Origin of the sequence: Pseudovibrio flavus, assembly GCF_009711345.1 — a bacterium.
Lineage (GTDB): Bacteria > Pseudomonadota > Alphaproteobacteria > Rhizobiales > Stappiaceae > Pseudovibrio > Pseudovibrio flavus.
This window is the reverse complement of record NZ_SMMA01000065.1, coordinates 269,885-283,858: the sequence shown is the minus strand read 5'-3', so window position 1 is coordinate 283,858 and position 13,974 is coordinate 269,885. Positions and strand designations below refer to the sequence as shown.

The 13,974-nt window shown below is 52.0% G+C and carries 13 protein-coding genes and 1 pseudogene; 1 reads left to right on the top strand and 13 read right to left on the bottom strand.

The features are described 5' to 3' along the window. Positions 1–10: 10 nt before the first annotated feature. From E1162_RS16455 to E1162_RS16425, 7 genes and pseudogenes are all read right to left on the bottom strand, one after another. Positions 11–538 (bottom strand): FixH family protein, encoded by a 528-nt coding sequence (locus tag E1162_RS16455; RefSeq protein WP_155133430.1) that lies wholly within the window; start codon positions 536–538, stop codon positions 11–13. An 82-nt stretch (positions 539–620) separates the two neighbouring features. Then, the gene (gene ccoG / locus E1162_RS16450) at positions 621–2,081 is read right to left on the bottom strand and encodes a cytochrome c oxidase accessory protein CcoG (RefSeq protein ID WP_155133427.1); all 1,461 of its coding nucleotides are present in this window, start codon (positions 2,079–2,081) and stop codon (positions 621–623) included. A 96-nt stretch (positions 2,082–2,177) separates the two neighbouring features. Then, positions 2,178–3,053, bottom strand: coding sequence for a cytochrome-c oxidase, cbb3-type subunit III (gene ccoP, locus E1162_RS16445; RefSeq protein WP_155133424.1), 876 nt, complete (start codon positions 3,051–3,053; stop codon positions 2,178–2,180). Further along, a complete protein-coding gene (locus E1162_RS16440; RefSeq protein ID WP_155133421.1) occupies positions 3,053–3,211 on the bottom strand; it encodes a cbb3-type cytochrome oxidase subunit 3 in 159 nt (52 codons plus the stop codon). The genes ccoP and E1162_RS16440 overlap by 1 nt, the downstream gene beginning before the upstream one ends. Before the next feature lie 9 nt (positions 3,212–3,220). Next, positions 3,221–3,954 (bottom strand): annotated as a pseudogene (gene ccoO, locus E1162_RS16435) (cytochrome-c oxidase, cbb3-type subunit II). Positions 3,955–3,968: 14 nt separating this feature from the next. Next, on the bottom strand, positions 3,969–5,624 hold the full coding sequence (gene ccoN, locus E1162_RS16430; RefSeq protein WP_155133418.1) for a cytochrome-c oxidase, cbb3-type subunit I: 1,656 nt from the start codon (positions 5,622–5,624) through the stop codon (positions 3,969–3,971). A gap of 260 nt (positions 5,625–5,884) precedes the next feature. Then, positions 5,885–6,949, bottom strand: a complete 1,065-nt coding sequence (locus E1162_RS16425; RefSeq protein WP_155133415.1) for an AbrB family transcriptional regulator — start codon at positions 6,947–6,949, stop codon at positions 5,885–5,887. 230 nt (positions 6,950–7,179) lie between these two features. On the opposite strand from E1162_RS16425, the gene hemN reads away from it, so the two are divergent. Then, positions 7,180–8,529 carry an oxygen-independent coproporphyrinogen III oxidase gene (hemN, locus tag E1162_RS16420; protein WP_155133412.1) on the top strand — a complete coding sequence of 450 codons (1,350 nt, stop codon included), beginning with the start codon at positions 7,180–7,182 and terminating at the stop codon, positions 8,527–8,529. A 93-nt stretch (positions 8,530–8,622) separates the two neighbouring features. Here hemN and E1162_RS16415 read toward each other — a convergent pair whose 3' ends face one another. The 6 genes from E1162_RS16415 to E1162_RS16390 all read right to left on the bottom strand — a co-directional run bounded on the left by E1162_RS16415 (position 8,623) and on the right by E1162_RS16390 (position 13,951). Continuing rightward, the gene (locus E1162_RS16415; protein ID WP_155133409.1) at positions 8,623–9,342 is read right to left on the bottom strand and encodes a Crp/Fnr family transcriptional regulator; all 720 of its coding nucleotides are present in this window, start codon (positions 9,340–9,342) and stop codon (positions 8,623–8,625) included. A gap of 206 nt (positions 9,343–9,548) precedes the next feature. After that, positions 9,549–9,896 (bottom strand): response regulator, encoded by a 348-nt coding sequence (locus tag E1162_RS16410; RefSeq protein WP_155133406.1) that lies wholly within the window; start codon positions 9,894–9,896, stop codon positions 9,549–9,551. A 154-nt stretch (positions 9,897–10,050) separates the two neighbouring features. Continuing rightward, positions 10,051–10,653, bottom strand: a complete 603-nt coding sequence (locus tag E1162_RS16405) for a response regulator transcription factor (RefSeq protein ID WP_155133403.1) — start codon at positions 10,651–10,653, stop codon at positions 10,051–10,053. A gap of 28 nt (positions 10,654–10,681) precedes the next feature. Next, positions 10,682–11,803, bottom strand: a complete 1,122-nt coding sequence (locus tag E1162_RS16400; protein WP_155133400.1) for a two-component system sensor histidine kinase NtrB — start codon at positions 11,801–11,803, stop codon at positions 10,682–10,684. Positions 11,804–11,908: 105 nt separating this feature from the next. Continuing rightward, positions 11,909–13,087 (bottom strand): pyridoxal phosphate-dependent aminotransferase, encoded by a 1,179-nt coding sequence (locus E1162_RS16395; protein WP_155133397.1) that lies wholly within the window; start codon positions 13,085–13,087, stop codon positions 11,909–11,911. Between the two features lie 135 nt (positions 13,088–13,222). After that, positions 13,223–13,951 (bottom strand): hypothetical protein, encoded by a 729-nt coding sequence (locus E1162_RS16390; RefSeq protein ID WP_155133394.1) that lies wholly within the window; start codon positions 13,949–13,951, stop codon positions 13,223–13,225. Positions 13,952–13,974 lie beyond the last annotated feature (23 nt).

The window sequence follows — 13,974 nt, the reverse complement described above, 5'->3', positions numbered from 1 at the left end:
CGGCTAAACCTTATTCCGTAAAGAACGTCCGGTTTTTAGAACGGAATATTGGCGTTTGGGGATCGTTGAGCAGATAACCTTCAACAACGATATCCCAGTTACCCGCTGCAATATCTGAAATATTGCCGACGAATACACCGGAGGACTTCTCGGATAGCGGCAGAGTTACATCTGCACTGGTTAGCGTTGGCCGCTTGAACGTAACCATAAAGCGCTCGCCGGTAATCGGCGCGCCTTCCTTATCGCTTGCCTGCAACAACACCTGAACAACACCGTCACTGCTGCGTTCAACATTGGCTTCTACCGCCCAGCCAAGAGCCTCCTGCGCCTTGGCGCGTGCAATTTCCTGATTGTAGCGTTGGGAGACCTTATAGGAGCTGGATACCTCTGTTCCCGGGAAGGTTCCGATTGCCTTGAAAACCATAAATCCGTTCACCGATGCGATGATGCCGAAGAAGGCAATAAAAGCGACAAGCACATGCCAGCCTTTAATTGTGAAACGGCTTTTTTGATCAGAACTGTTAACAGAGTAAGCCATGTTTATTCCTAATGCTTTGCTGAATGACCGCCATTGTTTGGGGGTGACGGCCATTCTGTAAACAACCTTGGGAGCCCTTGCCTTATTGAGCAGGAGCGCGGAAGAAGTCATGAATAGTGGAGACTTCTCCGGTCTTCGGGTTCTTCAAAATAAATACAAGTTCGCTAGTGCTTGGCATCTTCACACCCTCAGGCGAGAATACCAAGGCACGCAGTGCGCGGGTTCTATCCGGTCCTACAACAACTGCAACTTCGCCGTTTGCGTTGGTTGGAGTACCGACAACCTCAAATTCGCTTCCTTCAGGCATTCCTGAGATGGAAAGCAGCAGTGTTTGTTCTTCAGGTACGCGGTTCATCACACGCAAAGAGTATCCGTTGCGGATGGAGCGGTCAGACTGCACCACAAACAGCGGGTTACGGTCATGCACCACAGACAGGCCGCTGTATTCACGGTTCATCAAGCTGTAGAGCATCAAGGCGCTAATACCTGCAATGATTGTCGCGTAGATGATCGTGCGCGGTCTTACAAAGCGGTAGATCGGCGGTTTGCCCTGTTCACGGCGATCTACGTTGTCATCGGTATCATACGCGATAAGGCCAGTCGGTTTGCCGATCTTTGTCATAACGGTATCGCAGGCATCAATGCACAAACCGCACTGGATACAATCAAGCTGAATACCATTGCGAATATCGACGCCAGTCGGGCACACGTGCAGACACTGATAACAATCGATACAGTCGCCCGCAGGAAGACCAGCTTCCACCCGTTTGCGGTTCTCTTTCAGGTGACCACGCGGCTCGCCTCGGTCTGCGCGGTAAGTCACGTTCAGAGCGTACTCATCGGTAAGCGCTGCCTGAATACGAGGCCACGGGCACATATAAGTGCACACCTGCTCGCGCATGTGGCCCGCTAGGGAATAGGTGGTGAAGGTGAGAATGCCAATCCAGATGTAGGCTGCCAGTGGAGCCTGACCGGTGGCCAGATCAACAACCAGTGTTGGCGCATCTGCGAAGTACAGTACCCATGCACCACCGGTCCACCATGCGATCATCAACCAAATAAAGTGCTTGAGCGACTTCTTGGCCAGCTTGCTTCCCGTCCACGGAGCACGGTCAAGGGCGATACGCTGGCGGCGCTCACCCTCAATCCAGCTTTCAACGCGCAGGAAGAGATCGGTCCAGACGGTCTGAGGGCAAAGGTAGCCACACCAAACACGGCCTGCGATGGCGTTCATCAAAAACAGGGCGACGGATGCCATAACCAGCAGGCCGGTTATGTAAAAGACTTCCTGCGGCCAGATATCGAGAAAGAAGAAGTAGGCGCGTTTGCGCTCGAAATCGATAAGGACTGCCTGGTCGGGCAGATTAGGTCCTCTGTCCCAGCGAACAAATGGCAGGAAGTAGTAAATTCCGAGCGTGACCGCCAAAATGGCCCACTTGATATTACGAAACCGGCCCTTGACGCTGGCCGGATAAACTTTGGCGGCGGAAGCGAACCAGCTTTCGTCGTCGGTATTGGCAGTTGGGGTGACGTCAGTTTTCATGACCTGTGCCTGTAGCCTTTTGCCTATTGCGTGTTCGCTAGTGCCAAACCGGCGGAAAGCTCCCGCCGGTTCTTGTCGTATGTCGTCCTGTTTGACCTACTGACCGCCACCAAGAGAGTGAACGTAGACAGCCAAAGACTTGACGGTGGTTTCACCCAAACGGTCGATCCATGCAGGCATTACGCCGTGACGCGGATTATTGACCTGAGCAACGATCCCTTCAACAGAGCGGTCGTAAACCCAGCTTGGGCTGGTCAGGTTTGGTGCGCCCAGCTCCTGAAGGCCTGTGCCGTTGTCTGCGTGACAGGATGCACAGTTCTCAGCATAGAGTTCCTTGCCTGCTGCCATGTCGTAGGACGGGTTCGTGTCCAGACCAGCAAGAGATGCCACATAGTTGGACACCGTCTTGACCTGCTCTTTGTCGAGCAACTCATCGCGGCCAAATGCGAGCATTTCGCCAACACGGGTTTCGTCATGCTCAGAGCGAACACCGTAGGAGATGGTCATTGCGATATCGTCAAGGGTACCGCCCCAAATCCAGTTGTCGTCCTGCAGGTTTGGATAGCCCACAAAGCCGGTTGCACCCGTGCCGTGACATGGGGCGCAGTTATCAGCAAACGCTGCACCACCGTTCGCCATGGCGAACTCAAGAAGCTGAGGCGTATTCTGGATTTCTTCCAGAGACGCATTCATCAGTTCCTGACCAGTCTGCGCACGAGCTTCCAGCGCTTCGTCATACTCCTGCGTTGCAACAGAGCGCTGGCTGTAGCCCAACAGACCGGTTGTGTAGCTGTTGATTAGCGGCCACGACGGCATGAGGATCCAGTAGACCACGGACCAGGCGATCGTGGCGTAGAAGATATACAACCACCACTTTGGAAGCGGATTGTTGAGTTCCTTCAGGCCGTCCCACTCGTGACCGGTTGTTTCAACACCGGTTACGTTGTCGATTTCTTTCTTGTGATCAGCCATCAATCGTCCTCCCGAAGCGGAATGTGGGCTGCTTCCTCGAAGCTATCCTTGTTCCCGGGCCACAGGGCGTAGATCACTACTCCGGCAAAAATCGCCATGAAGTAGATGAGACCCCCTGTTTGAGCAAAGTTCGCCAGAAAGGCATAAGTCTCGTCCATTTTGCCCTCCTATCTCAGGTTCGCTTTTTCGTCGTAGAGATCAAAGTCAACCAGCGTGCCCAGCATTTGCAGATAGGCGATGATTGCATCCATCTCTGTGACTTTGGTCGGATCGCCATCGAAATCACGAACCAGCACACCCGGATAACGCTCTTCGAATTCATAGGCAGCATCGGAATCCGGTTGAGCCTGGGCGAACAAGTCCGCACTTGCTTTTGCGATCTGCTCTTCGGTGTAAGGCACACCGTAGACAACATTGACCTTGAGATGATCTTCAATGCCGCGCGCCGAGATGGTTTTATCCATCAGGAACGGATAACCCGGCATGATAGAGGTCGGAGAGACCGAACGCGGATCAATCAAGTGATCGCGCTGCCATTCGTCGGAGTATTTACCACCAACGCGGGCAAGGTCAGGACCAGTACGTTTGGAACCCCACTGGAATGGACGGTCGTACATGGATTCTGCGGCCAGAGAGTACGGGCCGTAGCGTTCCAGTTCGTCACGCAGCGGGCGAACCATCTGGGAGTGACAGGTATAGCAACCCTCACGCACATAGATGTTTCGACCAGCCAGTTCCAGAGGCGTGTAAGGGCGCATACCCTCGGTCTTTTCAATCGTGCTCTTGAGATAGAACAGGGGCACGATTTCCCCAGACCGCCAATCGAGATCATCACAACGATACCGATAATCAGGAAGAACGAGTTCTTTTCAAAGATTTGGTGCTTTTTCCAAGCTGACATATCGCGTCCCCCCTTTATTCAGCCGCGACCAAGCCGGAATTTGGCTCGCTTGCGGATTCAGCTTCTTCGCTGTGCAGGGCGGTCATGATCAGGTTGTAAACCATGATCAGGGCACCGATCAGGAACATCGTTCCGCCAATAGCACGGATCACATAGTAAGGATGCATCGCGTCAACGGTTTCGATGAAGGAGTACTCGAGGAAGCCGAGGCTATCGTACGCACGCCACATCAGACCCTGCATGATACCGGAGACCCACATCGCACAGATGTAAAGAACGATACCCAGAGTGGAGATCCAGAAGTGCCAGTCAACCAGCTTCAGGGAGTACACATTGCGACGGCCATAAAGCCATGGGATCAAGCAGTACAGAGCACCGAAGGAGATGTAGCCAACCCAGCCCAGAGCACCAGCGTGAACGTGACCGATGGTCCAGTCTGTGTAGTGAGACAGGGAGTTCACTGCGCGGATGGACATAACCGGACCTTCGAAGGTGGACATGCCGTAGAACGCTACAGAAACAACCATCATACGCAGAACAGGGTCGGTGCGCAGCTTGTCCCATGCGCCAGAGAGCGTCATCAAACCGTTGATCATACCACCCCAAGACGGCATCCAGAGGATGATGGAGAAGGTCATACCAAGGGTTGATGCCCACTGAGGCAGCGCGGTGTAGTGCAAGTGGTGAGGACCTGCCCAGATGTAGATGAAGATCAGCGCCCAGAAGTGCACGATAGACAGACGGTAAGAATATACCGGACGCTCAGCACGCTTTGGGATGAAGTAGTACATGATGGCAAGGAAGCCTGCGGTGAGGAAGAAGCCCACTGCGTTGTGGCCATACCACCACTGAACCATTGCATCTTGTACACCGGACCAGACGATATAGGACTTACTGGAGTAGATGCTCACAGGAAGCGAGGCGTTATTGAAGATGTGCAGCACTGCAACGGTGACAATAAACGCAAGGTAGAACCAGTTTGCCACGTAAATGTGCGGCTCGCGGCGGCGCCAAATGGTGCCGAGGAATACAAGCAGATAGGCGACCCAAACGATGGTCAGCATCCAGTCTGCGTACCACTCTGGCTCAGCATATTCTTTGCCCTGAGTAACGCCGAGCAGGTAACCGGTACCCGCGATAACGATAAACAGGTTGTAGCCCAGAACAACAAACCAAGGAGAGATCTGGCCCGGCATACGAGCATTACAGGTTCTCTGCACGACGTAGAACGATGTTGCCAGCAACACGTTACCACCGAAGGCGAAGATCACTGCAGAAGTGTGCAGCGGGCGCAGACGGCCAAAGCTCGTCCACGGAAGATCAAGGTTCAGCGCTGGATACGCCAGCTGGAAAGCAATGATGCAGCCAACCAGAAAGCCGGCGACGCCCCAAAACACTGCCATCCATGCTGAGAACTTGACCGGTCCCATATTGTAGTTGGGACGATCATCAATTTCTAAAGGAGCCGGTTGATTAACCTCGTCGAAGTACCGACGAAAAATTACGAATACCCCCGCGAGCATTGCCACAGTAAGAACTACGGCGTGGAACGCGAGAACCTGGTCGTAAGTTCGACCAGCGACGATAAGACACAAAAACGCCAGAATGGTGAGGGATAAAGCAAAACCACCCTCTTCTAGTGTTAAGTGTCTGGCTTTACGTACTGCCATGACGTGAGCCTCGTTTTAAAATGCTTAAAGAAGGGATCCCAGAGTAGAATCTCTCTTGGGCAAACTAGGGAGGGCAAATTGCCTCGCCCTTGATGCATGTCAAAATTACGGCGCGTCACAAAAATAAAAGTCTTCTAAACTGCCATATCCGCAGAATTTCGTAGTTTTCCACTATGCGCGCCGTAAGGGCAGCAGGGGAAAACTTTTAAACCCCTTATTTTTCATACCGTTAAGGCAACTGGGATTTTTGGCGCTCTAAATCACTGCCCACGCGACGATCCCAGTATCAGCTTTGCTGCCAAGGGCATACACACCACCATACCGATGTAACGAACGAGCTGATGGGTCGCTACGAATGCCGGATCCATGTCCAGCATGAATGCCAGAAGTGTCATCACTTCCATCCCCCCTGGCGCGTAAGCGAGGAACAACTGTCCAAACGGCAGATCGAGCAACGTTGCCACCGAAAAGGCGCAGAACATCGATACGGCAAGGCCGATGAAAAAAGAGCCGACTGACGCCCTCAGCCAACGAAGCAGGTTTTCCATCGGCACTTCTATAAACCGGTAACCGATCATAACGCCGAGACCGATATAAAACGGGTCAGTGATAATCGGCGGCAGATTGACCGTCATTAGGCCACTACCGTTCAAAAGCGAGCTGACGATGAATGCACCAGTAAGCAAACCGGCAGGAAGTTTTATTCTGTGGCCGATGTAGCCCGCGACAATGCAAAGACCTGCCAGCACGATCATCTCTAGCGGGGTGGAGAAGGTCGAGACCTGCTGGGGTTCGATGTTTGTATCGCGGCCCCAAGTCAGCAAGGTTGGCACAATAGCAACCAGCGCCAATAGACGTAGAATTTGAACCGTCATAATCGGCGATATGCTGATACGCCTTTCTTCTGCCAAAGCGATGACATAACCAAGCGCGCCGGGAACAGAGGCAAAGAAGGAAACATCACGCTTCCACCCGCAAACGTTCTTGAGAAAGAAGAAGCAGGACAGCGTGATCGCTACAACAACTAGCGCGATCAGTGTGAGGGAAATAGGCCAGCGACTGAGACCAGCCAGAGATTCCGGTGTAACGCCCTGCCCCATAGCAATGCCGATGGCAACAAAACAGATGTCACGGATGATTATTGGAAACGCGATAGGCGCGCGAAGCAGAGCTGCTACGCTTACAGCGACCATAGAACCGGAAAGCATTGCGGCAGGCAGGCCCACACTTTGAGCTAAAAACGCACCCGCTGCACCGATAAGCAGAGCCAAAGATGTAGCCAGTACGGTTTTTATCCGCTTGTCAGTGTTCAGCTTTTGGAGCATGGGTAGCCTTGGTAGAGAATCGTAAGGTTGCAATGGGAAGTGGAGTGACCTGATTTAGGTCAACAAAGCTGGCTCGTAAAGCAATGCCAAGGGACAAAGCCTATCTAGCTATTTGTTTCCGCATCGGAACGAACGCAAAATTCTGAAAAAAAGCAGAGGAAACGCAGAATACGGATTACCACTTGATTCAAATCAAAGTGCGACGCCTTGTCCTGCGTATTTTAACGTGCATGACTGACCTAGAGACACGCTACGCCACGCGCAATGTTCCGCGTTACACGTCGTACCCGACAGCTCCGCACTTTTCGGAGGCCGTAACACCGACCCTTTATGGGAACTGGCTTGAGGACCTTGCGCCGGAAGAGCCTTTGTCCCTCTACCTGCACGTTCCCTATTGTCGTGAGCTTTGCCACTATTGCGGCTGCAATACCAAAGCCACGCGGCAGGACGCGCCAGTGGATGCCTACGCGCAGACGCTCTTGAAAGAGATTGACCTTGTACTGAAGTACTTGGGCAAAGGGCGCCCTGTTTCACACATCCACTGGGGTGGCGGAACGCCGTCTATGCTTTCCCGCGACCGCTTTTTGGAAATCACCGCCAAACTGAAGCAGTCCTTTGATCTTCAAGAGAACCTTGAACACGCCATCGAGCTAGATCCGCGTACAGTCACGCCTTATCTGGCCGAGACGCTGGCAATGGCCGGTATCAACCGGACGAGCTTGGGTGTGCAGGATTTCGATCCTGAAGTTCAAAAGCTTATTGGACGCGTGCAGCCGTTCTCGGTTGTGTCCTCTGCTGTGGCATTCCTGCGTCATCAGGGGTTGGAGCGCATCAACTTCGACTTGATGTACGGTCTACCGGGTCAGACAGAAGAGACTATCCGCAAAACCGTTCAGCTCACCAAGGGCCTCTCCCCTACGCGTGTTGCCCTGTTTGGTTATGCGCATGTGCCGTGGTTCAAGAAGCATCAGCGCCTTATTGACGAAGACCTACTGCCAAACACGCAGGAGCGCATTCGCCTGTCTGACGTTTCTCGCAGTGCTCTCGTTGAAGCTGGTTATGATGCAATTGGTCTCGATCACTTTGCCCTGCCTGAAGACGAGATGGCAGTCGCGCTGAAACAAGGCCGCCTGCGCCGAAACTTCCAAGGCTATACGACAGATACAGCCCAGACGCTTGTTGGGTTTGGTCCAAGCTCTATCGGTTTTTTGCCTTCCGGCTATGTGCAATCAACACCAGAAACAAATGAATGGTCTCGCTGTGTTGAAGCTGGCATCCTGCCCGTGAAAAAGGGCATTGCGATCAATGATGATGATCGCTGCCGCGCCGACATTATCGAGCGGATCATGACCGTTTATCAGGTTGATCTGGAAGACACCGCCCGCCGGTTTGGCCTGCCGATCTCTCACTTTGACGACAGCATGAAAGCGCTTGAGCCACTCATGGAAGATGGCCTGGTCGTTATTGATAATAACCGCGTTATGGTGAGTGATCAGGGTCGGCGCTATGTGCGCGTCGTTGCAGCAGCATTTGATGCGTATCTTGCAAAGCAGACTGCCAAGCACTCTGTTGCTGTCTAACGCCTAAATTGCCCAAGTAGATAAAAATATGGCGCGGCCGATTTGGCTGCGCCTTTTTTGTTTGTAGCTTAAGAGCTGCATGCACTGGAGGGTTTAGTGCATGCCTGTAAGCTGGCAGATATTGCAGATATTGAGAATGTGAATGCTGTCGTGCTTTTCTACCTTGATGAGCCCTTTGCGCTTCATCTGCGAAATAACACGGCTCACTGTTTCAATGGTCAGGCCAAGGTAATCGGCAATTTCCTGACGGGTCATGGAGAGCATCACTGTGCGGTCGTCGGTTCCCGCCTCTTTGCTTGGGCCTGTGCAGCCGACGCCGCCACGGTTAGGCACCAAACCCATAAGGAAGGTTGCAACACGCTCCATTGCCGATTTACGGCCCAGCAGAACGGTATGCTCATGCAGGCTTTCCATCTGGGAAAGTAGGCAACGGTTAATGTAGTGCTGCATCAACGGAGAAGTTGACACATCGCGGCCTTCATAAACCTGCAATTCTGTTTTGGTAAGCGCTTCGGCGGTGCAATCGAAGATATCACGCTGAGAGAAACCCAGCATGTCGCCTTCGCGTACAATATAAACAATCTGACGGCGCCCATCCGGCAGAAGCTTATAGAGCATTACAACGCCACTGATAACTTCGTAGATCTTGTCGGCTTTATCGCCTTCGAAGAAGAGAACCTCATGCGGCTTCAGCTGCTGCTTGCGCGCTCCGTTCTTTACAGACGGGGCAGCGCTATGCATGCTTTCTTCGTTAAAGCTGGTTTCGTTTCCAACAGTCTTCGAACTGGCCTGCGAATAGGTCAGGTTATCCATGATCCCTCCTAGGTCCAATCAACACTCACAGTCCGCAGCCTATCCGAAAACCGGACAACCTTAGAAATACTTTCTACGGACCATCACGTGTATTGGCCAACAACCTAAATTTGAATTTTTGGAGAGATTTTGCAATGCCTCCGAAGCTGCCAAAGTGTCGCAGGCGCGATTGTCATTGATATAGAACAACCGATGAAGGCTAATTTTCAAGCCTCCAAATACCCGCAAATATCTTTTTCGGCCAATGGCTTACGGATAAAATTGGCTGGCCTATTGCGCCGCATCAATCGATCTAGATCAACACGGGAGCATCCACTCATTACCACCACCTTTGGTGGTGCGCTGCGGCATGAAAGCGTTTCTGCAAGATCGAAACCGGTCATATCCGGCAAAACCAAATCAAGAAAGACGAGATCGTCGCTATCTAGATCGCTGCTTTCCAGCAGACTTCCGCCTGAACCATAGGTCGCGGTGGAGAAGCCGTGGCTCTCTATGAGCATCTGCATTGCTTCACGGACGGAAGCATCATCTTCAACAATGTGAATTGTACGCATGGCTTGAACCTCGAATAGGAATACCCGACCCGAGTGTCAAAATAACGCATGCGGCAATCTGCAACAATTAGATCAAAGACGAGAAAGGAGTAGTGCGTAGCTACCTAAGACTTACGTAGCTACGCACCGTATTTTGTGCCAAATGGCGAAAAGATTAGTTCTGGCCGGTCAGAACAATACGTACGAGGTCAGCAGCGTTGCGCGCGCCGAGCTTTTCCATGATACGTGCGCGGTGCACTTCAACGGTACGCGGGGAAATCTTGAGGTTGCGACCAGCTTCTTTGTTGGACGCGCCTGAAGTGATTTCACCCAGAACCTGACGCTCACGCGGAGTGAGGTTTTCTGCACCTGGGAAGTTGAAGTTGCCGGAGCTGCCTGTTTTATTGGAGCTGGAGATCGCTTCGCGAACGCGGGAGATCACACCTTCAACATCAAATGGCTTTTCGAAGAAGTCGTAAGCGCCGTTTTTGATCGCTTCAACGGCCATCGGGATATCACCCTGACCGGAAATGATGAAGATCGGAACAGGGAATTTTTCCGCGTTCAGTTCTTTCAAGATGTCGATACCGGAGCGACCAGGCATATGCACGTCAAGCAATACTGCTGCTGGCTTTTCTTCTTCTACTGCGCCGAGGAATTCTTCCGCGTTTGCATAAGCTCCTACAGTGAAACCCTCTGTTTCGAAAAGCAAAGAGAGAGCATCACGAACCGCAGGATCGTCGTCAACAATATGGATCACAGACGGCAAAGACGTCATTGCACAGGTCCTTCGTTTTTACTTTATATTACTCGGCACTTTCGGTGCCAATTTCACTTATTTCTTTTGGGAGGCGTAAGACAAATACCGCACCCCTACCTTCTTCATAGGGCTTTACCGTCAGGTCGCCCCCGTGGTTCTGGGCAATACTTCTTGAGATTACCAGTCCCACGCCTAGGCCTCGTTTTTTTGTTCCACTAAAGGCCTTGAAAAGGTGCTGGGCCGAGGCATCAGTGACACCCGGACCAGAATCCTCAACTTCGATGTAAACGTTGTCCTCGTCGTCGCTGGCACGAACAGTTACTTTTCTCTCTTCACTGTTCTTGGTTGCCTCAACGCCGTTGCGGATCAGGTTAATCAGGATTTGCTGGACCTGAACCGTATCGAGGGCAAATTCATATTCTGCGTTCGCAAACTCGTTCGCGATAACCACGTTGCTACCCTGGTAGCCTGCTGAAACAAGTTCGACGCACTCGTCGATCACTTCTTTCAGGTAACGCTTTTCGCGAAAGATCGTCTGCTTTTCTACGAAACTGCGCATCCGCTGGATAATTTCACTGGCTCTTGCAGCTTCCGCTACAGCCTTCTCCATCAGCGAATTTAGTAGGTCATCCTCCAGCGCAACTGCTTTTGCGCGGCGGGCGGCCGTTTGCAAGTATAGCATAATAGCAGTTAAAGGCTGATTGACCTCATGTGCGATTGCAGCCCCCATTTCATCAAGAGCGTTAACGCGGGTCATCTTGATAAGGTCAGCCTGCAGCGTGCTTAGACGCGCATCGGCTTCCTTCTTAGAGCGCAGATCGCGGATGATGCCAATGAACTGACGACCATGAGGAGTGTTGGCTTCACCAACACTCAACTCGCATGGAAAGTTCACACCGTTACGATCACAGGCAATAACCTCACGACCTCTGCCGATAATGTGTTTGTCGCCCGTATCCAGATAACGCTGCACAAACTGCTGGTGATGGTCCGCATCCTTGCCGGGCATGATAATGCCGACGTCTTTGCCGACAACTTCTTCGGCCTTATAGCCGAACAAGTCCTCGCACGCCTTGTTAAAGACGAGAATCTTCCCGTCTGCATCAATGACAACAATGCCATCTACAGCGGTAGCGAGCACACTGTGCAATCGCGCATAGGAGTCCATGTGGTCGTCCTTATGGATTCTTTATACTTGCTCCGAACGCCTGATATACGACTTTCGTGCAGGATGGGGCTTTTGCCTATGTGCTATAGTATGAGAGGCGTACGGTCAATTACCAAGGCACTCTGCCATTCTGTCGCATGCCGTAACTAACGTATGGTAATCTCTCAAAAAACAGAGCCTGACATAGCCCTCGCCACCACAACCAAAAGCGGTACCTGGCGCTAAACCCACTCCCGTAGACTGGAGCAAATCGATGGCCCACTGGCGAACATCCGGAACGTCTTTAGGAGAGAAAAACAAGTAAAACGCTCCGTCAGGTTCACATAAATCTATGGAATCCCACTGCCGGAACCACTTCACCAACATCTCCCTGTTTTGGGCGGCGCTATCAATCTGAGATTGTAAAAACGTTTCACCATCTCGAAGCGCCACCGTGGCTGCACGCTGCATAAATGCCGCAGTCCCAGATGTTGAATACTGGATAAGGTTTTCCACTATCTGACCAATTTGGGGTGGCGCAGACAGCCATCCGACACGCCAACCAGTCATTGCCCAGTTCTTCGAGAACGAATTAACCCAAAGTATAAGGTCGTCATCAGAGGCTATATCATAGAACGAAGGCGCACGTTTCTGCCCGTTAAAGACGAAACGGTGATATACCTCATCCGCGATAATCCAGAGGCCGTTCTCCCGTGCCAGATCCAGTATTGCTTGTAGCTCCTCGAGAGGTGCTGCCCAGCCAGTCGGATTGCAAGGGCTATTGATGAAAATTGCGGTTGTTTGAGGTGTTATTGCGGATCTAATCCGGTCAATATCGAGCTGCCAGCGACCGTTAAAACGTTCCATTTTTACCGGAACCGGGACAGCGCCGCTCACTTGAGCAGCTGCGGCCAGATTAGGCCAGACAGGACTTGGGACGATAATTTTTTTCTGCGGACCGACAACTGCCTGAATAGCAAGTTGAATGGCATGCATTCCCGAGCCCGTTACGAAGAAGCGTTCGTGAGAGAACGACTTGCCATAGAGCCCTTCATGGTACTCGGCTAATGCTTGGCGAAGTTCAGGAAGACCTCTTTGGTAGGTGTAGAACGTCTCGCCTGCCCGCATAGACTGGGCGGCCGCCTCAACAATAAAGGAGGGAGTACTGAGTTGTCCCTCTCCCGCCCACAACGGGATGAGGTCTGAGCGCTCTCTTCCGATATTTACGAGTTCAACGATCCCGCTTTCTGGCGCCAGTCGGGAAGAGCTGGAAAGCTGGTTAAGAAAATGCTGCGCTTCAATCATTGCCGAACCAATCAAAAGATAACAAGAACTACCTAATTCGTTCTGAAGTCTTTTGTGGTGTCAATAGTCCTTGGATCGCCACTGCCATGAAGGTGCTAGAAGTACCCAGATACCTCTTTAAAGGCGCCTCAAGCCTTACCCCTCATCCGGATCAGGGCTGTGGTTGCGAAGGACCTTTGCATGATGCTCAATGGCCTTGGCATAGCTGCGCCATTTGAATTCATCGTGTATGGCTTGCAGATTGTTTCGGAAATCTCCTAGGAAGATGAGTTCGTCGTGAGGGTACAGCTTTTTGTGCTTCGGCAGCTTTTCAAAGAACTCTGCGAACTGGGAATGCGGAATATCCGAGAGGCTTCTGGATGGAATAATCGCCGCGGTACGCAAACGCTGGCTGGAGGTTAGCGCAGCTTGTGCCCATTCCTTTTCAGGAACAGTCGTGCGCCCCTCGTAGCTCACCATAATAGACCGGATGGAGTGACCTAGTAGGCCTGCGATATCCTGCGCATCAGCTCGCGTTTTCTTGCGCAGGTAAATCATCATGACTTCGCCGACATAGTCCAGCGTAATGGGAAGGCTTTGCCACTTGGAGTTTTCCAGCGCTTCTTTAAAATCAGTTTCTGATAAAAGTTGCTGCCATAAAGCGCCAGCCCTGCTGCGGGTATACTCGTAGATATGCTTTTGCAGCAGGTAAGCTGCCCGTTGATCCAGATAACCGCGTATATCTTCCGGCGATGCTATGTCAGGTTTACCACGAAAAAAGGGTATGACCCGTTGCCAAAAGCCAAGTTTACGCAATTCCTGTGCCTCGAAGCCTTCGGCAATACCACTTAACTGCTTCTCGACCGGATCTTGATGCTCACCCAAATCGACATTCCCTTTAGTTTGCT

Coding starts and splice junctions, on each gene's coding strand:
- E1162_RS16440 (WP_155133421.1), bottom strand. CDS start 3,211: ATGGACGAGACTTATGCCTTTCTGGCGAACTTTGCTCAAACAGGGGGT.
- E1162_RS16425 (WP_155133415.1), bottom strand. CDS start 6,949: ATGCTCCAAAAGCTGAACACTGACAAGCGGATAAAAACCGTACTGGCT.
- E1162_RS16405 (WP_155133403.1), bottom strand. CDS start 10,653: ATGACGTCTTTGCCGTCTGTGATCCATATTGTTGACGACGATCCTGCG.
- E1162_RS16410 (WP_155133406.1), bottom strand. CDS start 9,896: ATGCGTACAATTCACATTGTTGAAGATGATGCTTCCGTCCGTGAAGCA.
- E1162_RS16400 (WP_155133400.1), bottom strand. CDS start 11,803: ATGGACTCCTATGCGCGATTGCACAGTGTGCTCGCTACCGCTGTAGAT.
- E1162_RS16415 (WP_155133409.1), bottom strand. CDS start 9,342: ATGGATAACCTGACCTATTCGCAGGCCAGTTCGAAGACTGTTGGAAAC.
- ccoN (WP_155133418.1), bottom strand. CDS start 5,624: ATGGCAGTACGTAAAGCCAGACACTTAACACTAGAAGAGGGTGGTTTT.
- E1162_RS16455 (WP_155133430.1), bottom strand. CDS start 538: ATGGCTTACTCTGTTAACAGTTCTGATCAAAAAAGCCGTTTCACAATT.
- ccoP (WP_155133424.1), bottom strand. CDS start 3,053: ATGGCTGATCACAAGAAAGAAATCGACAACGTAACCGGTGTTGAAACA.
- hemN (WP_155133412.1), top strand. CDS start 7,180: ATGACTGACCTAGAGACACGCTACGCCACGCGCAATGTTCCGCGTTAC.
- E1162_RS16395 (WP_155133397.1), bottom strand. CDS start 13,087: ATGATTGAAGCGCAGCATTTTCTTAACCAGCTTTCCAGCTCTTCCCGA.
- ccoG (WP_155133427.1), bottom strand. CDS start 2,081: ATGAAAACTGACGTCACCCCAACTGCCAATACCGACGACGAAAGCTGG.